This is a genomic window from Arthrobacter sp. 2YAF22_2 (genome assembly GCF_052114645.1).
Taxonomy (GTDB): domain Bacteria; phylum Actinomycetota; class Actinomycetes; order Actinomycetales; family Micrococcaceae; genus Arthrobacter.
This window is the reverse complement of record NZ_JBFRFD010000009.1, coordinates 1-19,970: the sequence shown is the minus strand read 5'-3', so window position 1 is coordinate 19,970 and position 19,970 is coordinate 1. Positions and strand designations below refer to the sequence as shown.

Genomic DNA, 19,970 nt, shown 5'->3' with positions numbered 1-19,970 from the left:
CATTCTGTCGTGTCGGTGCGGCTGGCGCGTCAGGGCAGGGGCCGTCCCGGTCAACCCGGGCCGGTGAACTTTCCCCGCGCAATGCTCTCAGCGGAGTGGGCCGGATTCCCGTCGTAGGGCTCATTGGAAATGTCGAGCACCGGATAGTCGGCCAGGTTGACGCCGCCGGGGATGACAAAGGCTCCCGAGCCCTCCCCCAGGACCCCCAGGCTGACCATCTTGGACAGATCCGCGGATCCCACCCAGACCTCGCGGAAACCGGTGAGCTTCTCCTCGGGAAGGCTGACGACCAGCTGTCGGGTTCCGTCGGGGAGCTTCTCCACGACCGCGCTGCCGCTAGCGGAGTGCCCCGCAAGCGGAGCCAGGGTGGCTTCGGCGACCACCGCCGCTGTTGGCGGGGGTGTTGGCGCTGCCACTGGGGGGACGGCGGGACCAAGGAGTGTCAGCGCCGTCCAGGCCCCGGCGGCGCCAATCGCTACCCCCGCCGCCAGGCCCAGGATCCAGGAAGGCCGGCGCGGACCGCGTTTGCGGATCTGCGGCGGGCGGCGTTGCCGGGCGGGGGTGGCGGGCCGCTTCGGGCCGGGGTTGAGCGGCTTCGGGGCAACATGCTCCTCCGTGCGCGCAGTCCCCGCGTCGGAACGCCCCGCGATGTCGACGCCCGGGCCGAGGAGAGGATCTTCAGCCAGGGCCGGAGAGAGCCCCAGCGTCCGGTGGATTGCGGCCCAATTGTGGCTGCCGGGCGCCTCCAGGGGCACCTGTTCCGGATTGACCGTCGCTGCGAATACGGTGCTCCGCAGCGCGCTGAGCATGGCCCCGCACTCCCCGCAGCTCTCCAGATGGGCCAACTCTTCCTCGGTGGCGGGCCGTTCCCCAAGGGCCAACAGGCCCAAGAGATCATCGTCAAGATGATCCATGTTCCACCTCCAACCGGGACCGCAGCCGCGCAAGACTGCGGCGGATATGGCTCTTGACCGTGCCGAGCGGCAGATTGAGCCGGGACGAGATCTGGTCGTGGGTCAGATCCTCGTAGAACGCCAACCGCATGATGGCCGTCTGGGGGTTTCCCAGACGCTCGAGTTCATCTTCCAGTGTCAGGCGGTCCGCGAGCGCGTCGGCGTCCGGCCGGCCCGTGCTGTCAGCGGGGTGGTCGACCAGGTACAGGGCGGCCTGTTCAACATCCCGTCGGCGGGAGCGGGCGGACAAGGCGTCGAAAATGGCATTCCGGGTGATTCCGATCAGCCACGCCGGCAAGCGTGCCGCTTCGGGGCGGTAACTGGTTCGCGACTTCCAAGCTCGGATGAAGACCTCCTGGGTGACGTCGTCGGCAGCACCATGCTCGCGCAACGCCCTCAGCGCCAGTGTATGGACGAGAGGCCCGAGCATCCGGTAGGCCTCGGCGAGCGCACGCTCCTGCCCGGCGGCGAAGGCATGGTCAATGTCAACGTTCCATTCACGATCGGCAGCCTCCATCGGGTGCTCCTTCGAGCGGGAAATGGGACCCGTGGAACGTCATTATTCCTCGGCGCCGGCAGCCCTGCAATGGTCGAGAGGCTGGGAAGGCAACTGGCGGGGCCGCGATCACCGCGGCCCCGCCAGCCGGTCGGCGCCCACCCGGTGGCAGGGCCCGTTCCTATCAGTCGTCGTGCCCTGACAGCTTCACCACCTGCACGGCGACTCCGAGGTTGTGGTCGGCCAGGCTGCCCCAGGCATACACGATGGTGTTCTTCCCCGCGGTGACCGGAACGTCCGCCGGCCCGATCAGTGCGTCGCTGCTGCCGGCCGCCGCCACCGAGGCGGAAATGGTACCCGCCTTGAGCGTGAGCTTCTCCTGGCCGGGGTTTTCAAGGCCCTCGATCACGGCGGTTCCGCCGGCGAGGACGTCGACGGCGGGTGCCGCGGCGACGTGCCGCACCGTCAGCCTGCCTTGGCCGTCTCCGACCGCGGACGTGTCGTTCTTGAAGAGTGTGGCCGTGGGCTCACCGTCAGCCGTCAGGTGCGCCACGGCTGTGTAGTCCCGGCCCGCTTTCAGATCCACGTCCACGGGCCCGATCACAGGATTGTCAGCACTCGTGGCGTCCGCCCCTGTGATGGCAATCTCGTGATCTCCAGCCTGGACGTCCAAGGGACCGGCCAGGCTTCCCGGCTTAAAATTGTCCAGCGTCAGCTTTCCATCGACCCAGACGTCCACGGTGAGTCCGGGGACGCCGTGTAACACGGAGAGTTTCGCTGTGTCGTGCTCGTGGCGTTGTTCGCTTGCCTGCGCCGGGGCTGCAAAAGCAAGCCCGGCCAACAGGGTTAGTGCTCCGGCGGCTGCAGAAAAAGACTTATGCATCTCGAACTCCTCATTGAGGCCCGGATACGGGCGTTTTTGGCTTACACCCTTACTACCGGCCGGGGGCGCCATCCGGATGCAGTCGAGAACAATAATTTTCCGGCCGCCGCGGCCGGCCCCCGGTCCCCGTGCGACCTAACCCGGGCTGGGTTTTGCGGAGAAAGGTCACGATCGCGTAACGTTGGCGGCTGGCCCTGAGGGCTGGCCCGCATGCAGGGCCCCGGACGCCCCGCCGCGGGGCCCGCCGCGGGCCCGGTCGCCTTGTCGCGCCACCCGCACGAATTCAATATCCCGGAAGGGTCACTTGTTCAAGAAAATTGCCATCACCGCCTCCCTCGGTGCCTTATCCCTGACCGGATGCAGCGCCGCATCCACAGCCGGTACCGCAGCACCGCCCGGAGCAACCGGCCCGACGCCGTCGTCCGCCGCCTCCGGGTCAACCTCCGCCACGCCCACCGCGGGTACCCCGGGCACTGCAGGGACCCCGGGCACCGCAGGGACCCCGGGCACCTCAGCGGCAGCAGCCCCGACCGCTTCCACCGCCGCGCCGGTGGCCGCGCACGCACCGGCCCCGCAAGCATCGACGGCGGCGACCGGGACATCGACGACGGCGGCTCCCGCGGCACCGCCTGCACCTGCGGTACCGGCAGGCGACGGGACCCAGGCCGCCGCCGCCTTTGGCTGGGGCGCCGTGGTGGCGGGCGACGAATTCTCCTATTCAGGCGCGCCGGACATCAGCAAGTGGGCCGCCTTCGACGGCCCGGGTCGAGCCGGCAAGGGCTTTCGCAGCGCCCAGGCATGGTCCGTGTCCAACGGCGTGGCGACGGTCAAGGGCGACGCGGCCGGGATCACGGGCGGCATGTCGGCAAAGTTTGGACAGCAGAAGTACGGACGCTGGGAGACCCGCATGAAGACGAACGCCCGCGACGCCGACTACCACCCGGTGCTGCAGCTGTGGCCGAACAACAACACCTCACCGAACTGCGCCGAGGTCGACTTCGCCGAGGGCAGCTCGGACACCGCTGCCATGAGCTTCTACCTTCACTACGAATGCAGCGGCGGAGACGTCCAGGCCACTGCGGCCACCCCGATCGACACGACACAGTGGCACAACTACGCGGTGGAGTGGGCCCCGGCCGGCATCACCGGCTACATCGACGGGGTAAAGACATTCACCGACTCGAATCCGGCACACCAGCCAACCGTCGGCATGCACCAGACCCTGCAGCTCGACTGGTTCCCCGACGGCACCGGCACCAGCCCGTCGCAGATGGACATCGATTGGGTCCGCGTCTACCAATAGGATGACGGCGTAGGAGGACTGCGTAGGAGGACTGCGTCCGCGCGCCTGCCCGACTGGGCCCTTGTTCGCTGTTCGTGGCCCGGTGCAATGCAATGCTCATGGTGATCGGAAGCAAAGGGATGATCCAGAATGGCAGATGACGGCCCGGAAGTAGAAGAAGTCGACCTGCTCGTGGTCGGCGGCGGCAAGGCGGGAAAGACCCTTGCCATGGACCTGGCCAAGGCCGGCCAGAAGGTCGCGATGATTGAGCGTGCCATGATCGGCGGCACCTGCATCAATGTCGCCTGCATTCCGACCAAGACCCTGATCAACAGCGGGCGGGTGCTGCAGACCATCCGCCGGGCCGCCGAGTTCGGCGTTGCCGGGGCCGATGACGCACAGGTGGACCTCAAGCTGCTGCGTCACCGAAAGGAAGACGTGGTGGAGACGATGGTTAAGGGCCAGCTCTCCTCCTTCACCGGGTCCGGCATGGACTTCATCCTTGGCGAGGCGACGTTCGTGGGTCCCCGGACCGTCGTTGTGGCTCTCAACGACGGCGGCAGCCGGACCCTGCGCGGCACCGACGTCGTCCTCAACCTCGGCACCGAACCGCTCCTGCCGCCCATCGACGGCCTCGCCCAGGCCAAGGTGCAGACCAGCAATTCGCTGCTGCGCCTCGAGTCGCTGCCCGAGAGCATCATCGTCCTCGGCGGCGGCTACGTGGGCTGTGAGTTCGCCGATCTGCTCAACACGCTCGGCGTCAAGGTGACCATCGTCCAGGGCGGACCCCAACTCCTGGCCCGTGAGGACGAGGATATTTCCGGCGCAATCAGCCAGCGCTTCGTGGATGCGGGCATCACCGTCCAGCTGGGGGCGAGGGCGGACAAGGTCACCCGGGCCGCGGACGGGACGGTCACAGTGACGCTGGCGTCCGGCGACAGCGTGGCTGCCGCAGACATCCTGGTCGCCGTCGGGCGCCGGCCCATGACCGGCGGCATCAATCTCGAAGGTGCCGGCGTGGAGCTTGACGAGCGCGGCTACGTCAAGGTTGATGACCAGCTCCGGACCACCGCCGCGGGAGTGTGGGCGGCAGGCGACGTGGCCGGCACACCCCAGTTCACGCATGCCTCCTACGATGACTACCGGGTGCTGAAGACCAACCTGGCGGCCGCCAACGGCGAGGGAGCGCCGCGCAGTACCAGCGGACGGCTAATCCCGTACTGTGTTTTCACCACCCCGGAGCTCGGTCGCGTCGGCCTCACCGAGCAGCAGGCCAGGGATGCGGGCCACAACGTGCGCATCGCAAGGATGCCGGTCACGGCCATTCCGCGTGCCCGCACCGTGGGGCATCTGGACGGTGTCTGGAAAGCCGTGATCGACCGGGACACCAACAAGATCCTGGGCGCGGCACTGCTGGGCGCCGAGGCCAGCGAAGCCATCGCGGTGGTCCAAATGGCGATGCTCGCGGGCATGGAGTACACGGCAGTGCGCGACGCCATCCTCACCCACCCCACCATCGCCGAAGGCCTCACCCTGCTGTTCACCCCCGCCTACCTGGCGGACTGACCCGCTGCCGCGGCGGGCTGCCGGCCGGGCCAAAATCCTCTGGTCCCGGCGGCTCCCGGCCCGGAGAATGGGCGCAGCACATCCACCGACGGCAGGGAGTCCAGTGGTGCGTACAGGTGCTGAAACAACCCGAAACCTTGGCGGTCCGCACTCGCGGCGGCGGCGCTGGCTCGTGGCTTTGGCCGCCGGCGTGCTGGCCGTCGCCGGCTGCACGCCGGGCCCACCCCCGCCGGCTCCTTCCAGTTCCCCGCCGGGTGCCCGCGCCACCGCGAGCGCGGCCGTGCCGGCAGCCGGGAAGGTGTTTTCCGATGAAGAACTGATGGCCCTGATGGACCGGGCGATCAACAGCGCCGAGAAAGGCACCGGGAGGGTCGCGAAAACCGGGGACCTGCGGGCCCGGCTTCAGGACCGCCCGAACTCCGCGACGCTTCCCGCCGTTGAACCGGCCGAATGCGGCGCCTTCCGGCCCCGCAGTTCGCCCACCGGGCCGGCCGACCTCGACATGAATTTCGCCGCCGGGGTGCTGACCCTGACCGGTGAGTGGTCGCGCGACTCGGTGGCCTTTGTTCTGGCCCGAAGCGGGCCCAGGGATGATGTGTTGGCCGCGGACTTTGCCTACACCGAAGAGCAATCCAGCAGATGCTCCACCTTTGTGCAGGCCGGGCAGCCGGATGCGTCGCCGTCCACGGTCCTGTTGTTCGCTGTGCCGGCCGTGGGTGAGAAGGCCTACGCCACTGTGGTGCTCCCGCAGGAGACTCCGGGCACTCCTCACGCGGGATCCACGGTTGCCCTCCAGGCCTTGCTGGGTAACGTCTCGTTCGGTCTGAGCCGGGAGGCTCCCCCGGGCACTTACGCTTCCGCCGACGAATATGCGATCGTCCTGCAGCCGCTGGTCCGGCTCGCAAAAAAGCTGGTCGCGGAGACGGCCGCAAGCCTGGCCCCCGGGACTGGCCCGTCGGCCGCCGGGACGAGCACGCACCCGTACGACCGACCAACTGCCCAGCCGCCCGCTTGACCGAAGCCCGCTTGCCCGCCTGCCCGACCCACCGAGGAACCCGACGACATGCCTGAGAACTCCACAACCCGCTCCCCCGCCGGCTCCGGCGCCATCCCCGGCCTCCGTTGGGGAATCCTGGGCACCGGCTACATTGCCGGGCTGCAGACCTCGGACCTGGTGGAGCACGGCTTCACCGTCCAGGCGGTGGGTTCCCGCCAGTGCGCTACCGCGCGGGAATTCGCCGCCAGGTTCCGGCTCCCAGCCTCCCACGGCAGCTACGAAGCGCTGGTGAATGACCCGGAAGTCGACGTCGTCTATATTGCCTCGCCGCATCCGTTCCACTACGAAAACACCCTGCTGGCCCTCAACGCCGGCAAGCACGCTTTGGTGGAGAAGCCGTTCGCCATGAACGCACGGCAGGCCCGGGACATGGCCGACCTCGCCAAGTCCAAAGGGCTCGTCGTCCTCGAGGCGATGTGGGCGCGCTACCTCCCGCACATGGTCCGGATCCGCGAGCTAATCAGGGCCGGTGACCTCGGCGAAGTACGCACCGTGATCGCGGACCACAACCAGAACCTCCCCAAGGATCCGGAGCACCGGCTCAATGACCCGGCGCTGGGCGGCGGAGCCCTCCTGGATCTCGGGATCTACCCCGTTTCCTTCGCCTTCGACGTGTTCGGGGCGCCCGTGCGGACCCAGGCCGCCGCCAGCAAGACGGCCACCGGCGTCGACCGTCAGACGGCAGTCATCTTTGAATACGCGGGCGGCCAACAGGCGGTGCTGCACTGCGCCCTTGATACCGCCGGGCCCAACCGGGCCGCTGTCCTCGGGACAGGAGGCAGGATCGAGATTGATCCGGTCTGGTACACCCCCACGGCGTTCACCCGCTACGACGACGCCGGAAGCGTCGTCGAGCGATTCGACCAGCCGGTCACCGGCCGCGGCATGCAGTACCAGGCGTGGGAAGTCGAGCGGCTGGTTGCCGCCGGCGCCATCGCCAACGACGTCCTGCCGCCCCAAGGCAGCGTCCAGGTGATGGAGGCCATGGACGCCGTCCGCGGCCAGATCGGCCTCGGCTACGCCAGCGACGCACGTCCCTGAGCCAGTCCCGGAGCGCCGGTGCAGCTTCCCCGTTCAAGCCGCCCGGCGGGACCGCGCCATCAGGGTATGCAAAAGCAGGGCGATGAACACCGCGAGGCAGATGACCCCGCCGATCCCGAGCGTCGCAGTAATTCCGACGCCGGTCGGGTGCAGGTCCGGCGCCATGTTTCCGGCCAGCACCGCACCCGAGGCAGCGGTGCCGAAGGAGCTTCCCACCGTTCGCAGCACCTGGTTAAAGCTCACGGAACTGCCCAGCTCTTCGGTGGCCACGCTGCGGGCGATCAACGCGGGCATGGCGGCATAGCTCGTGCCCATGCCGACGCCGAAGACCAGCATCCCGATCAGGATTTCCCCAAGTTCGGTGTGGGCAACCCAGAGCAGTATGGCGGCCGACGCCATGATGCCGGCGCCAATCGGCAGCAGCGTCGACAGTTTGATCCGGCGCGACAGCCGGCGCACCAGACGGTTCGCGCCGAAGCTTCCCACCGAGAGCGGGAACATCACGAAACCGGCCCAGAACACCGGCAGCGCGATGCCGTAGCCGGTCGACGCGGGCGCCTGGGCTACCAGGCTGGAAATGGAGAGGCCGATGTACATCGCTGCGCCCAGCCCGACTGCCGTGCCGTTGGCCAGCAGCACTTCGCCATTCCGGAGTACCCGAAGGTTCACGAGCGGGTGTCGCGTCCGCAGTTCGGCCCGGACCCAAGCCACCAGGACACCCGCCGCGACGAGGAAGGCGCCGACGGTCCACGGTGAGCTCCACCCCCAGTTGGGCCCTTCGCTGACGCCCAGGAGCAGGGCGCCCAGGCCGAGTCCGAGCAGGCCCGCGCCGTTGTAATCGAAGGGCACTACGGGGGCCCGCTCATCGGGTCCGGCGGGTACAACGCGGAAGACGACGGCGATGGCAGTGACCACGAACACGGCGGCAAACCAGAAGGCGAACCGGAAGTCGAAGAGCCCCGCGATGATTCCGGTCAGCGGGTAGCCGATCCCGATCCCGGTGGACACCGTTACCGACAGGCTCGAGATGGAGAACTGCACCTTGTCTGCTGCGACGTAGCGGCGGGCGAGCGCGATGGTCACCGGAACGATCCCGTAGCTCAGGCCCTGYAGGGCCCGACCGATCAGGAACACCGTGAAGTTCGGCGCCGCGGCCGCGATGACGGATCCGAGGAGGATGATCGACAGCGCCCACAGCAGCAGCCGCTTCTTGTGCGGACCGTCGCTGAGCCGGCCCATGACGGGAGTCGCGATCGCGCCGACCAGAAGGTTGAGGGTGAGCATCCACTGTGCCGTACTGACCGACACGTCCATCTCCCGGGAGATGGTGGGCACCAGCAGCATGCCCAGGGAGCTGACGATCGCGGTGGAGAGCGCCGCGTACACCAGGGCCGGCACGGTGTTCGAGGGGCCCGCCGGTTCAGTCAACGGGGGCCTCCTTCCCAAGCTTTCGCAGGATCGGAATGACCGCTTCGAGCGTCGTCCGCTCCTCCGGGGTCAACTGCTCCGCGATGGCCCGGCCAAGCCAGCCGTGGCCGGCCGAGGATTCGAGGTCAAGCTTTTGCCTGCCGGCGTCGGTGATCTCGATCCAGCTTCGGCGCCGGTCCGCCGCGTCCGGCACGCGGACAACAAAGCCCAGCCGTTCCAGCTCGCGCGCGGCCAGCGAAATAGCCTGCGGGCTGACCTGGACGACGACGGCCAGCTCGGACGTCGTCGCGGGACCTTGTTCCGCGATGTGCCGGAGTACGCCCAGCTTCCCCGCCGAGATGGTTCGTTCGGTGTTCAGCCGCCGGAGCAGCGGTTGCAGGGCCTGGAAGAAGGAGCGCGCCGGGACCTGGCCTGGCAGCGGTTCATGCGTCATCCCCTAATTATACAAGCAACTTGATCAAGTTACTTGCGTACCTTGGACTGCGGAACTGGCGGTCGCTCGCTGAGAGCACGTGCGACGTCGTCCGCGCTGGGCGCCTGACCGCTTGCCCGAAGTCCGGTCACGACGCCCGCGGCGTCTTCGGCGGACCGGTTCTGGCTGAGTTTGGTCTTCGCTTCGATCCTGCTGATGAGCACCTCGACGCCGACGATGGCGCGCAGCTGGCCGGCGATGAAGCGTTCCGGAGCGTCATCGACGGACCACGGCCGCTCCGCTCCRGTCTCATGGAGGTCGGTCAGCCGGCGGACATGGCCGGCGAGCCAGGCCGGGTCGTCGTGGACCACCAGCGTGCCGTACACGTGCGCGGTGGAGTAATTCCAGGTCGGGACGACGCGGCCGTGCTCGGCCTTTGACGCGTACCAGGTGGGAGAAATGTAGGCGTCCGCCCCCTGCATGATGACCAGGGCCTCACCGAGTGCGGGTTCTGACCACTGCGTGTTGTTCCTGGCCAAATGGCCGTGCAGCGCACCGTGCTCACCAACCGAAGGATCGTAGCGGAGCGGCAGCAGGGTGGCGAGCATGCCCTGCGCGGTCATGGTGACAAGGTTGGCGGCCGCCGGCGCGGCGAGAAGCTCTCGGATGGCAACGGAGTCGGCCTGGAAGTGGGCTGGGATGTACATGGAACCTCCGCGGCGTGGCCTAGCAGGCTAGGCGCGGTCCTGCTGCAGGGCGTCGCGGATCTCGGTGAGCAAGGCAATCTGCGGGTCCTCGGCCGCGTCTTCCTTGACGTCCTGGTTGATGCCCAGGCGGCGGTTGCGGCGTTCGATCATGTGGTTCATCGGCATGACAATGACGAAGTAGATGGCGGCGGCCACCAGCAGGAAGTTGACGATCGCAGTGAGCAGGACACCGAACTTGATGTCGTTTCCGTTGAGGGTCACGACGGCGAAGCTGTCGAAGTTGGGCGACTGGAAGATCGCCGAAATCAACGGCATTAACACGCTTTGAACTAGGGCCGTGACCACGGCGCCGAAAGCGGCACCGATCACGACGGCGACGGCAAGGTCTACGACGTTGCCCTTCATGATGAAATTCTTGAATCCGGTCAACATAAATCTCAAGCTACCGCACGCTGATGGGCAGACGGTGGCGTCCGGGCAATATTTCGGGCGTGTCCGGGGCCACAATTTCGCCGCGGGTCTAAACTGAGTCTTGCCAGCTGCGCCCGGTTCGCTGAGGCGCCTTGACCTCAGAATGTGACCCCAGAGAGCGTGGTGCGTATGAGTAATTCCGACACAGTCCTGGCTTCCCTCGATACCGAACTCGGCTGGATCCGGGAAACGTACTCCCAGCTGCACCGTCATCCCGAACTCAGCCTTGAGGAGCATGAGACCTCGAAGCTCGTCGAGGACAGGCTCAGGGCCTTCGGCTATTCCGTGACCCGCGTCGGTGGCACCGGCGTCGTCGGCGTCCTCACCAACGGTCCAGGCCCCACGGTCTTGGCGCGCGCGGACATGGACGCGCTGCCTGTCACCGAGGCCACCGGGCTGGCCTACTCCTCCGAAGTCGAGGGGGTCATGCACGCGTGCGGACACGACGTCCACGTCAGTACGCTGCTGGGCGCCGCGAAGCTGATGGCGGACGGCCGCGGCGCATGGGCGGGGACCTACATTGCGCTGTTCCAGCCCGCGGAAGAGGTCGGAGCCGGGTCCAAAGCCATGGTCGAGGACGGTCTCGCCACCAAGGTGCCGCGGCCCGACGTCGCCCTTGCCCAGCACGTGATGCCCCTTCCGGCGGGGACGGTGGCCACCACGGCCGGGCCCGTCCTCTCGGCCGGAGACTCACTGAAGATCACGGTGCACGGCAAGGGCGCCCACGGCTCGATGCCGCACATGTCCGTGGACCCTGTRGTGCTTGCTTCCTCGATTGTGCTGCGGCTGCAGACGGTCGTGTCGCGGGAGACGAAGCCCGGCGACTTCGCGGTGGTCACGGTCGGGGCGCTCAACGCCGGGGCCAAATCCAACATCATCCCGGACCGCGCCACCCTGCTGCTGAACATCCGCACCTACGACAACGAAGTCCGGAGCACGGTGCTCGCGGCGATCGAACGGATCGTCAAGGGCGAATGCATCACGGCCGGGTCGCCGCAGGAGCCCGAGTTCGAGTATTACGACCAGTTCCCGCTGACCAGCAATGACGAGGCAGTCACGGACCACGTCACGGCAGCGTTCAAGGCCCACTTCGGGGCGGACGCGGTGCAGCCGGCCGGCAGGCAGACCGCTTCCGAGGACTTCAGCCGCATTCCGGACACCTTTGGCGTGCCGTATACCTTCTGGCTCCTGGGCGGCGTGGACCCGGCGGTGTACCAGGCCGCGGCAGCGAAGGGAACGGTGGCCCAGGACATCCCGGCCAACCACTCCCCCTTCTTTGCTCCGGTGATTGACCCGACCCTCTCGATGGGCGTCCAGTCGCACGTTGTCGCAGCATTGTCCTACCTTTCCTAGGAGGCGCAATCATGAGTACCGCCCAATCCCAGGCCAAGACCGAAACGCAATGGAAGCCTAATGACGCGTGGCTGATCGGCATTGTCCTGGCGGTCATCAACTTCTGGCTGTTCGCACAAACCCTGCTCAACGTCATCCCCGGCATCCAGGGATCCCTGGGCATCGAACGGACCCTGGGCAACCTCGCCGTGTCCATCACCTCGCTGTTTTCCGGCATCTTCATCGTCGTGGCCGGCGGCCTCGCCGACCGGCTGGGCCGCGTCAAGATCATGAACATCGGCATCTACCTGAGCATCCTCGGCTCGCTGCTGATAGCGCTGACCCCCGAGAATGCCGGGGGCCTCACCGCGGCCGCCCTGCTGGGCGGCCGCATTGTCCAAGGCCTCTCCGCAGCCTGCATCATGCCTTCCACCATGGCCCTGGTGAAGACCTACTACGAGGGCAAGGACCGCCAGCGGGCACTGTCCTTCTGGTCGATCGGATCCTGGGGCGGCTCGGGTTTCTGCGCTCTTTTCGGCGGTTTGATGGCGACGTCGTTCCTCGGCTGGCGGTCCATCTTTTGGATCTCGATTGTGCTCTCGATCGTCGCGTTGTTCCTGCTCCGCGGGACTCCCGAGTCCAGGTCCGCGGCCAAAGCCGGCGGGGCCTTCGACTGGGGCGGGATGATATGCCTCGTCGTCGCGCTCGTCGCGATCAACGTGTACATCTCGCAGGGCCCGCTGATTGGCTGGCTCAGCTTGATCGGGATCGGGCTGGTTGTCGTCGCGGTGGTGGCGGCCCTGGCGTTCTTCGGAATCGAGACAAGCCGGGCCAACCCGGTCCTCAACCTCAAGCTCTTCGGCAACCTGACGTTCGCCGGGGCCACACTGTCGAACTTCCTGCTCAACGGCGCCGCGGGGACGCTGATCGTGTCCCTCGGACTGGTCCAGGTCGCCGCTGGTATGTCGTCCCTGCAGTCGGGCCTGCTGACGCTTGGATACCTGATTGCGATCCTTGCCACCATCCGCGTCGGAGAGAAACTGCTCCAGCGTTTCGGGCCGAAGCGGCCGATGATTTGGGGCAGCGCGATCGCCGGCGTCGGCATCCTGATGACGTCGATGACCTTCACCCTGATCGGGCAGTACATCGTCCTGGCCGTTATCGGCTTCACGCTGTTCGGCATCGGACTCGGCTTCTATGCGACGCCGTCCACTGATGCCGCCCTGTCCAACGTGCCCGACGACGAGGCCGGCGCCGCGGCCGGCATCTATAAGATGGCCTCGTCCCTGGGCAACGCGATCGGCGTCGCGATCTCGGCTGCCCTGTACGTGGCGGCGCAGTCGATGAATCCGGACACCATCCGGTCCTGGGGCTTGTTCATCGGCAACCAGGAAAACGTGGGCCTGCGGTTCGGCGGTGCCGTTGGAATCCTTTTCAATCTGCTCATGGTGGTGGTGGCGATCATCGCCATCATGGTGACGGTACCCAACGAACGGTCGGTCAAGCGGCCCGAGGTCCCGGCGACCCCTTCCTTCGGCAGCTAGTAGTCCGGCGGCCGTCGGTGCCGGTACGGGTGCATCCGGAAGCCGCGTTGGGTTGGCCCGGAAGATGAGCCGGCACGGCGGTCCGGCGGCTCAGGTTCCGCTGATCCCGGGGACCAGGGCCGCTGACCGCACCCACTTGACCACGTGTTGGCCTGCCGCCACGACGTCGTCGCGGACACGCGCCTCGACCCGCGCGGTCGCGCGCAGCGTTGCAGGCTCGTAGCTCTCGAAGGCGTACGTCAGGGACACCGTCTGCCCGGGATACACCGGCCGCACAAAGCGGATGCGGTCATAGCCGAGTGCAACCGGCGTCAGCCCTTCGGGGCGGGCGTCCTCCAGCGCCCTGGCGGCCACGGCGGACATGAATCCGACGATGAGCGCCCCATGGACGTGCCGCGTCCCGTACGCGGAGCGTTGCATGTATTCCTCGTCGGTGTGGTTGCTGGCGAAGTCGCCCGTGATGCCAGCGAAGAGCACCATGTCGGTTTCAGTCACGGTTTTACGAACGACCATGATCTTGCTCAGGTCGAAGGGGGCGTTGTCCATGGTCATGGAACTCCTTACATGGTGAGTCCGCCGGAGACCGACAGGACCTGGCCGGTGGTGAAGCCGGCGTCGGCGGATGCCAGGTAGGCAACGGCGGCGGCGATCTCCCGGGGCCGCGCGGCCCGTCCCTTGGGGATCGACTTGAAGGTTCCGGACATGACCTTGCCGGTGAGGCCGTCATCGGAAAGCATGGCGGCCAGCAGCGGGGTGTCGGTGGGGCCGGGAGAGACGACGTTGATGGTCACGTCCGGCCGGGCCGATTCCCGCGCCACAGACTTTGCGAGCCCGTACAGCCCGGCCCGGGCCGCGGACGACATTGCATCGCCCAGCGTCCCCGCTTTGCCGCTGTCTGAACCGATCAGCACGATCCGGCCGAATCCGGCCTCAAGCATCCCCGGCAGCACCGCTCGCACCAGCAACGCCGGGCCTAGGAGTTCGGTCCGGATAATTTCCTGCATGGTCCAGGGATCCATTTCGGCCAGCAGCTGCAGCGCGTGGCGGTGCCCGGTGGTGATCACCAGGGTGTCGATTCCGCCTAGTGCCCGGTCCGCGCTCCCCCGGGGGCCGGCCAGCGCGGCGACCGCGTCGGCGTCACCCGCGTCCAGTTGCGCGTGACCCGCCCAGCAGTCCCGCGGCAACCTGGCGGCCAGCGCTGCGCTGCCGCCGACGTTTGCGTTGTGGGTGCCGAAGAGACGGGCCCCGCGGCCGGCAAGCAGATCCGCGACGGCCCCGCCGATCCACCCGGTGCCGACGAGCAGCACGCGCCGCCCGACGAAGTCGTTGCCCTCCGTCAGGGCACCCTGCTGCATGCCGTGACCTTCCCCTGTGTTCATGCGAAGGCCGAGATTCCGGTGGCGGCGCGGCCGATGAGGAGGGATTGGATGGAGTCGGTGCCTTCGTAGGTGTGGACGACTTCCATGTCGGTCAAGTGTCGGGCGACGTGGAAGTCGAGCAGGAGCCCGTTGCCGCCGAGGATGTCGCGGGCTTCGGAGCAGATCCAACGTGCTTTTTGGGCGGTGTGCATTTTCGCGATCGAGGCCATGGTCCCGGTCCAGGTTCCGGCTTCCTGGAGTGCGGCCATGCGGAAGCAGATGAGTTGGATGGCGGTGAGTTCGGCGAGCATGTTGGCGAGCTTGTTTTGTACGAGCTGGTAGCTGGCGATGGGCTTGCCGAACTGGGTCCGGACCTTGGCGTAGGTCAGGGCGGCTTCGTAGGCGGCGAGGGCGTGGCCGAGGCTTTCCCAAGACGCGCCGCCGCGGGTGGAGGCTAGCACCCGGGAGGCGTCCCGGAACGATTCGGCGCCCGGGAGCCGGTTCTGCTCCGGAATCCGCAGGCCGGTGAATTCGATGTCCGGTTGCAGGATGGCGCGTTTGCCGATTTTGCCGGTGATCAGCTCGGTCCGGTACCCGGCCGGGTGGGCGCCGTCGTCATTCTTCTCCATTACGAAGGCTTTGACGTTGCCGTCGGCCTCGTCGCGGGCCCAGATGATCACGACGTCGGCGAAGCTGGCGTTGCCGATCCAGCGTTTCCGGCCGGTGAGGACCCACTGGTCCCCGGTCCGGCGGGCACTGGTTTCGAGGTGGGCGGAGTCGGAGCCGTGTTCGGGTTCGGTGAGGGCGAAGGCGCCGATCAGGTCCAGGCCGGCCATCCGCGGCAGCCATCGCTGCTTCTGCGCCTCGCTGCCGAGCATGTTGATGGTGCCCATGGCCAGGTTGGACTGGACGCCGATGAAGGTGTTCATGGAGCCGTCGCCGCGGGACATTTCCATCGTGGCCAAGCCTGCGGCAAGCCGGCTCATGCCGGGGCAGCCGTAGCCTTCGATGGTGGAGCCGATGATGTTCAGTTTGGCCAGGGCGGGCAGGAGTTCGTGCGGGAATTCGGCGCGTTCCCAGTAGCCGTTGATCACCGGGAGCACCTGGTCGTTGACGAAGCCGCGGACCGTGTCCCGGACCGCCCGTTCGACGTCGGTGAGCTGGTCCAGGAGGAGGTAGTAGTCGGTATCGAGGGCCCCGGTCAGTCCCCTGGCCAGCGCTGCGGTGTAGTCCTCACTGAGGGTCATAGCTGTACCAGCCCTTTCCGGTTTTCCGGCCGTAATTGCCCTGGTCGTAGAGTTCGGTCAGTGCCGGGTGGGGCAGGTCCGCGGGGTCGCCGGTCTCCTCGAAGGTCGCTTGCCGGATCAGGTAGCTCACGTCCAGGCCCACCAGGTCCATCAGTTCAAACGGGCCCATCGGGTGGCCCAGCGCGGTTTTGGCCGCCGTGTCGATGTCGGCCACGGACGCTATGCCGTCCGCGTAGAGCCGCAGTGCCTCGTCCCGGAGCGCGCCCATCAGCCGGTTCGCGACGAACCCGGGGACCTCACGGTTGATCAGCACCGGAGCCTTCCCCAGCGAGCGGGCCAGGTCCAGGGTCGTGTCCACCGTGGCCTGGGAGGTGGTGTCGTGGCGGACCACCTCGACGCATTTCATCACCAGGGCGGGGTTGAAGAAGTGCATGTTGCAGACCTGCTCGGGGCGGCCGGAGTCCTCCGCGACCTTGGAGGAGCCCAGGGTGGAGGAGTTGGTCGCCAGGATGGCATGGGCCGGGGCGGCTCGCCCGAGCGCGGCGAAGATCTTACGTTTGGTCTCGAGTTTCTCGGTGGCCGCCTCGATCACGAAGTCCGCGTCCGCCGCGCCGTCCTCCAGCGAGGTGGTGAACGTGAGCCTGGCCAGCGCCGCGTCGGCGTCGTCCCGGGTCCGGCGGCCTTTCGCAACGCTGCTGTCCATCCGCTCGGTGAGCTGCCGCCGGGCGGCGGCGAGCATGTCCGCGGAGATGTCCTGGACGGTGACCCGGTAGCCGGCCAGGGCGGCGACCATGCCGATCTGGGAGCCCATGGCCCCGGCCCCGACCACCAGGATCTTGTTGATCTGCCTCATGTCCTTCGTCCTTATCTGCCGGTGAATTCGGCCGGGCGTTTGTCGATGAAGGCGCGGGCGCCTTCGCGTTTGTCCTCGGTGGAGTAGAGCAGGGACTGGGCCAGGCGTTCGAGCAGCAGCCCGGTCCGCAGATCCGTTTCGGCACCGTTTTTGATCACGAGCTTGCCGAGCCGGACGGCCAGCGGGCCCTTGGCGAGGATCTGCTCCGCGGTGTCCCGGACCGTGGCCAGCAGGTCCGCGGCCGGGACCACCTCCGTGACCAGGCCGATCCGCAGCGCCTCGTCCGCGCCGAAGAGCCTGCCGGTAAGGATCAGCTCGACGGCGCGGCCCTTGCCGACCAGCCGGGTGAGCCGCTGCGTGCCGCCCGCGCCCGGGAGGACACCCAGGGTGGCTTCCGGCAGCCCGAAACGGGCCCCTTCGGCGGCGACGCGGATGTCGCAGGCCATGGCCAGTTCGTTCCCGCCGCCCAGGGCGAAACCATTGATCGCCGCGAGCGTGGGTTTCGGATAGTCCTCGATGTAGTCATAAAGCCGCTGCATGTCCGCGACCAGCCCGTCCAGGAAGGTGTAGTCCACCAGTTGGGTGATGTCCGCCCCGGCGATGAACGCCTTGTCCCCGGCACCGGTGAAGACAACGGCRCCGACGTCGTCCCGGTCCGCGAAGTCTTCGAGGGCGGCCCGGATTTCGCGCAGCACGGTCCGGCTCAGGGCGTTGCGGACCTCGGGCCGGTTGATGGTGATGGTGCCGAGCCGGTCAGCGACGTCGGTCAGAATCGTTTCGTATCCCACGGCCCGCCCCTACCGGAACGCCGGCTGGCCGGTGATGTGCTGGCCCAGGATCAGGGTGTGGACCTCGTCCGTGCCCTCATAGGTCCGCACCGATTCAAGGTTGTTCGCGTGCCGCAGCGGCGAATAATCCAGCGTGATGCCGTTGCCGCCCAGGATGGTCCGGGCCTCCCGGCAGATCGCGATCGCCTCCCGGCAGTTGTTCAGCTTCCCCACCGAGATCTGCACCGGCTCCAGCACGCCGGCGTCCTTGAGCCGGCCGGTATGGATGGCCAGCAGCGTGCCTTTCTGGATTTCCAGCAACATGTTCACCAGCTTCTCCTGGGTCAGCTGATACCCGGCCAGCGGCTTGTCGAACTGCACCCGTTCCAGCGAGTACTTCAGCGCCTCCTCGTAGCTGTCCCGCGCCGCGCCCATTGCGCCCCAAATGATCCCGTACCGGGCCTCGTTCAGGCAGGAAAACGGGCCGCGGAGCCCCCTGGCCGCGGGCAGCATCGCGGACTCCGGCAGCCGGACCTCATCAAGCTCGATGTCGCACTGGATCGAGGCGCGCATCGAGAGTTTCGGCTCGATCGGCGTCGCCGTGAACCCCCGGGTCCCGGTGGGGACCAGGAAACCGCGGACGCCGTCCTCCGTCGCAGCCCAGATCACCGCGACCTGCGCGATCGAGGCCAGCCCGATCCAGCGCTTCGCTCCGTTCAGGACCCATCCGTCCCCGTCCCGCACCGCCGTGGTCGCCATCGACGACGGGTCTGAACCGGCCGTGGGCTCCGTCAGGCCGAAACAGCCGATGATCTCACCCCGCGCCATGCCCGGCAGGTACGTGGTCTTCTGCTCCTCGGACCCCCACTTGTGGATCGCGCTCATCGCGAGGGACCCCTGCACCGAGACAAACGTCCGCAGCCCCGAATCCCCGGCCTCCAACTCCATCGCGGCGATGCCGTATTCCACCGCGGACCGGCCCGGACAGCCGTACCCCTTCAAGTGCATCCCGAGCAGGCCCAGCGCGCCCATCTCGCGGGCGATCTCCACCGGGAAATAGGCGTCCTCGTACCACTTCTTGATGTTCGGCTTAATCCGCTCCCGGACGAACACGCGGACCGTATCCCGGAGCCGGAGCTCCTCGGCACTGAACAGCCCGTCCAAAGCAAGCACATCCGAATTGGCCAGAATCGTTGTCATGACGCTGCTCCTGCCGGCTGGGTCTCCGCGAATTTTTGGCGGAGTTGGTATTTCTGGATCTTCCCGCTGGGGGTCCGCGGCAGGTCCTGAAGGACTTCCACCTGCTCGGGCCAGTACGGTTTGGCGACACCCTTGGCGGCCAGGAACTCCTGCACCTCGATCAGGGTCAGCCCGGTCTCGCCGGCCTTCAGGACGACGGCGGCGAGGGCCGTCTCCTGGAGCCTCTGGTGCGGGATGGCGACCAGCACCACCACGTCGATTTTCGGGTGTTCGTAGAGCACGTTTTCCACGTACGCCACCGGGATGTTCTCGCCGYCGCGGATAATGACGTCCTTCGTCCGGCCGGCAATGCGGAGGTAGCCGTCCGCGTCCACGGTGGCCAGGTCACCGGTGTCGAACCAGTCGCCGTCGAACTCCGCCCGGGTTTTCTCCAACTGCCCGGCGTAGCCCTGGAACACGAACGGCCCCTTGGCCTGGAGCTTCCCTTCCGTGCCGGAAGCGGCCTCGGTGCCGTCAAAGTCGAGGATGCGGATGCTCATGCCGGCCAACGGACGCCCGTCGGTGCTGACGATCTTCTCAAAGGGATCAGCCGGATTTCCCATGGTCACCAGGCAGCACTCGGTGGAACCCCAGCCGCCGAAGACGTTCAGTTGGGGCAGTCGTTCCTTCGCTTTGGCCACCATGGCCCTCGGAATGGGGGCGCCCATGCAGCAGAAGTGCTTCAGGGAACCGGTGTCGTGCTGATCGAGGTTGCTTGCCTGGAGCAGGTCATGGAGGAACGGCGTCGCGCCGGAGGTGTGCTGGACGCGGTGCTGCTCCACCAGCCGTACGAATTCCTCGGCGTTCCAGACATCCTGGAAGACTCCCGTCGCACCCAATTGCAGCGGCAGGGACACGCCGTAAAGGTAACCGGTGAGGTGGGCAAATGTGGATGCCATGTGGATCACCGCTTCATTGTCCATCCCCAGTCTGTCGGGCCATGGCAGGCTGCCGGCCACCAGGGTGTTGTGCGTGTGCATCACCCCCTTGGGCTCACCGGTGGTCCCGGAGGTGAAGATCATGACGGACAGGCTGTTGGGGTCCGGACGCAGGCCCGCAAGTTCCGCCGGATCCCGGAGTTCCTCCCACGGCGTGCCGATGAACTCTTCCCAGGACGTGAACCCTTCGCCGTTGGTCCCGGTGTCGCCCAGGACCACCACCCGCTCAAGGGCGGGAAGTTCGGCGCGCAACCGGTTCGCCATGTCCGGGTAGTTGAAATTGCGGAAGGTTTGCGGGATGAACAGGACCTTTGAGGCGGCTCGCTTTATCATGAAGCCCACTTCGCGGTCGCGGTAGATCGCGATCAGCGGGTTGGTGACGGCACCGATCCGGAT

General features: G+C 67.2%; 20 protein-coding genes. 6 read left to right on the top strand and 14 right to left on the bottom strand.

All coding sequences use genetic code 11. The annotated features are described in order from the left end of the window. Positions 1-50: 50 nt before the first annotated feature. From AB4Y86_RS01070 to AB4Y86_RS01060, 3 genes are all read right to left on the bottom strand, one after another. Complete coding sequence (locus AB4Y86_RS01070) at positions 51-914, bottom strand: anti-sigma factor (RefSeq protein WP_441399556.1); 864 nt, start codon at positions 912-914, stop codon at positions 51-53. Next, a complete protein-coding gene (locus tag AB4Y86_RS01065; RefSeq protein WP_441399554.1) occupies positions 901-1,470 on the bottom strand; it encodes an RNA polymerase sigma factor in 570 nt (189 codons plus the stop codon). Before AB4Y86_RS01065 ends, AB4Y86_RS01070 begins: the two co-directional genes overlap by 14 nt. Before the next feature lie 163 nt (positions 1,471-1,633). Then, on the bottom strand, positions 1,634-2,332 hold the full coding sequence (locus tag AB4Y86_RS01060) for a DUF4397 domain-containing protein (protein ID WP_441399552.1): 699 nt from the start codon (positions 2,330-2,332) through the stop codon (positions 1,634-1,636). A gap of 304 nt (positions 2,333-2,636) precedes the next feature. Between AB4Y86_RS01060 and AB4Y86_RS01055 the strand changes: the two genes are divergently transcribed. The 4 genes from AB4Y86_RS01055 (at position 2,637) to AB4Y86_RS01040 (ending at position 7,278) form a co-directional block, all read left to right on the top strand. Then, a complete protein-coding gene (locus AB4Y86_RS01055; RefSeq protein ID WP_441399550.1) occupies positions 2,637-3,635 on the top strand; it encodes a glycoside hydrolase family 16 protein in 999 nt (332 codons plus the stop codon). Between the two features lie 129 nt (positions 3,636-3,764). Beyond that, a complete protein-coding gene (locus tag AB4Y86_RS01050) occupies positions 3,765-5,180 on the top strand; it encodes a dihydrolipoyl dehydrogenase family protein (RefSeq protein ID WP_441399548.1) in 1,416 nt (471 codons plus the stop codon). A gap of 172 nt (positions 5,181-5,352) precedes the next feature. Further along, the gene (locus tag AB4Y86_RS01045; RefSeq protein ID WP_441399546.1) at positions 5,353-6,195 is read left to right on the top strand and encodes a hypothetical protein; all 843 of its coding nucleotides are present in this window, start codon (positions 5,353-5,355) and stop codon (positions 6,193-6,195) included. Between the two features lie 48 nt (positions 6,196-6,243). After that, positions 6,244-7,278 carry a Gfo/Idh/MocA family protein gene (locus tag AB4Y86_RS01040; protein ID WP_441399545.1) on the top strand — a complete coding sequence of 345 codons (1,035 nt, stop codon included), beginning with the start codon at positions 6,244-6,246 and terminating at the stop codon, positions 7,276-7,278. 33 nt (positions 7,279-7,311) lie between these two features. Here the strand turns inward: AB4Y86_RS01040 and AB4Y86_RS01035 are convergent, their stop codons facing one another. Genes AB4Y86_RS01035 through mscL form a run of 4 tightly spaced genes read right to left on the bottom strand, consistent with a single transcriptional unit; the run spans position 7,312 to position 10,257 of the window. Continuing rightward, on the bottom strand, positions 7,312-8,706 hold the full coding sequence (locus tag AB4Y86_RS01035; RefSeq protein WP_441399543.1) for an MFS transporter: 1,395 nt from the start codon (positions 8,704-8,706) through the stop codon (positions 7,312-7,314). Next, the gene (locus tag AB4Y86_RS01030; RefSeq protein WP_441399541.1) at positions 8,699-9,139 is read right to left on the bottom strand and encodes a MarR family winged helix-turn-helix transcriptional regulator; all 441 of its coding nucleotides are present in this window, start codon (positions 9,137-9,139) and stop codon (positions 8,699-8,701) included. Before AB4Y86_RS01030 ends, AB4Y86_RS01035 begins: the two co-directional genes overlap by 8 nt. A 29-nt stretch (positions 9,140-9,168) precedes the next feature. Beyond that, on the bottom strand, positions 9,169-9,825 hold the full coding sequence (locus AB4Y86_RS01025) for an FMN-binding negative transcriptional regulator (RefSeq protein ID WP_441399539.1): 657 nt from the start codon (positions 9,823-9,825) through the stop codon (positions 9,169-9,171). 27 nt (positions 9,826-9,852) lie between these two features. Continuing rightward, positions 9,853-10,257, bottom strand: coding sequence for a large conductance mechanosensitive channel protein MscL (mscL, locus tag AB4Y86_RS01020; protein ID WP_441399538.1), 405 nt, complete (start codon positions 10,255-10,257; stop codon positions 9,853-9,855). A gap of 168 nt (positions 10,258-10,425) precedes the next feature. Here mscL and AB4Y86_RS01015 point away from each other — a divergent pair, with 168 nt between their 5' ends. Both AB4Y86_RS01015 and AB4Y86_RS01010 read left to right on the top strand, forming a co-directional pair. Next, positions 10,426-11,649, top strand: coding sequence for an amidohydrolase (locus tag AB4Y86_RS01015; protein WP_441399536.1), 1,224 nt, complete (start codon positions 10,426-10,428; stop codon positions 11,647-11,649). 11 nt (positions 11,650-11,660) lie between these two features. Then, complete coding sequence (locus AB4Y86_RS01010; RefSeq protein ID WP_441399535.1) at positions 11,661-13,172, top strand: MFS transporter; 1,512 nt, start codon at positions 11,661-11,663, stop codon at positions 13,170-13,172. A 90-nt stretch (positions 13,173-13,262) separates the two neighbouring features. On the opposite strand, the gene AB4Y86_RS01005 is transcribed toward AB4Y86_RS01010, so the two are convergent. The 7 genes from AB4Y86_RS01005 to AB4Y86_RS00975 form a co-directional block, all read right to left on the bottom strand. Then, a complete protein-coding gene (locus tag AB4Y86_RS01005; protein WP_441399533.1) occupies positions 13,263-13,724 on the bottom strand; it encodes a MaoC family dehydratase in 462 nt (153 codons plus the stop codon). 8 nt (positions 13,725-13,732) lie between these two features. Next, positions 13,733-14,527: an SDR family NAD(P)-dependent oxidoreductase gene (locus AB4Y86_RS01000; protein WP_441399531.1), complete on the bottom strand. Its 795-nt coding sequence runs from the start codon at positions 14,525-14,527 to the stop codon at positions 13,733-13,735. A gap of 20 nt (positions 14,528-14,547) precedes the next feature. Beyond that, entirely contained in the window at positions 14,548-15,777 is a 1,230-nt protein-coding gene (locus AB4Y86_RS00995; protein WP_441399529.1) for an acyl-CoA dehydrogenase family protein, read from the bottom strand. Beyond that, positions 15,764-16,630 carry a 3-hydroxyacyl-CoA dehydrogenase family protein gene (locus AB4Y86_RS00990; protein WP_441399527.1) on the bottom strand — a complete coding sequence of 289 codons (867 nt, stop codon included), beginning with the start codon at positions 16,628-16,630 and terminating at the stop codon, positions 15,764-15,766. The genes AB4Y86_RS00995 and AB4Y86_RS00990 overlap by 14 nt, the downstream gene beginning before the upstream one ends. 11 nt (positions 16,631-16,641) lie before the next feature. After that, complete coding sequence (locus tag AB4Y86_RS00985) at positions 16,642-17,418, bottom strand: enoyl-CoA hydratase/isomerase family protein (RefSeq protein ID WP_441399525.1); 777 nt, start codon at positions 17,416-17,418, stop codon at positions 16,642-16,644. A gap of 9 nt (positions 17,419-17,427) precedes the next feature. Beyond that, complete coding sequence (locus AB4Y86_RS00980; RefSeq protein WP_441399523.1) at positions 17,428-18,597, bottom strand: acyl-CoA dehydrogenase family protein; 1,170 nt, start codon at positions 18,595-18,597, stop codon at positions 17,428-17,430. Further along, the coding region (locus AB4Y86_RS00975) for an AMP-binding protein (protein ID WP_441399521.1) at positions 18,594-19,970 on the bottom strand (1,377 nt) is incomplete at its 5' end. The genes AB4Y86_RS00975 and AB4Y86_RS00980, both read right to left, overlap by 4 nt.

Coding starts and splice junctions, on each gene's coding strand:
- AB4Y86_RS01070 (WP_441399556.1), bottom strand. CDS start 914: ATGGATCATCTTGACGATGATCTCTTGGGCCTGTTGGCCCTTGGGGAA.
- AB4Y86_RS01065 (WP_441399554.1), bottom strand. CDS start 1,470: ATGGAGGCTGCCGATCGTGAATGGAACGTTGACATTGACCATGCCTTC.
- AB4Y86_RS01060 (WP_441399552.1), bottom strand. CDS start 2,332: ATGCATAAGTCTTTTTCTGCAGCCGCCGGAGCACTAACCCTGTTGGCC.
- AB4Y86_RS01050 (WP_441399548.1), top strand. CDS start 3,765: ATGGCAGATGACGGCCCGGAAGTAGAAGAAGTCGACCTGCTCGTGGTC.
- AB4Y86_RS01040 (WP_441399545.1), top strand. CDS start 6,244: ATGCCTGAGAACTCCACAACCCGCTCCCCCGCCGGCTCCGGCGCCATC.
- AB4Y86_RS01030 (WP_441399541.1), bottom strand. CDS start 9,139: ATGACGCATGAACCGCTGCCAGGCCAGGTCCCGGCGCGCTCCTTCTTC.
- mscL (WP_441399538.1), bottom strand. CDS start 10,257: ATGTTGACCGGATTCAAGAATTTCATCATGAAGGGCAACGTCGTAGAC.
- AB4Y86_RS01010 (WP_441399535.1), top strand. CDS start 11,661: ATGAGTACCGCCCAATCCCAGGCCAAGACCGAAACGCAATGGAAGCCT.
- AB4Y86_RS01005 (WP_441399533.1), bottom strand. CDS start 13,724: ATGACCATGGACAACGCCCCCTTCGACCTGAGCAAGATCATGGTCGTT.
- AB4Y86_RS01000 (WP_441399531.1), bottom strand. CDS start 14,527: ATGCAGCAGGGTGCCCTGACGGAGGGCAACGACTTCGTCGGGCGGCGC.
- AB4Y86_RS00995 (WP_441399529.1), bottom strand. CDS start 15,777: ATGACCCTCAGTGAGGACTACACCGCAGCGCTGGCCAGGGGACTGACC.
- AB4Y86_RS00990 (WP_441399527.1), bottom strand. CDS start 16,630: ATGAGGCAGATCAACAAGATCCTGGTGGTCGGGGCCGGGGCCATGGGC.
- AB4Y86_RS00980 (WP_441399523.1), bottom strand. CDS start 18,597: ATGACAACGATTCTGGCCAATTCGGATGTGCTTGCTTTGGACGGGCTG.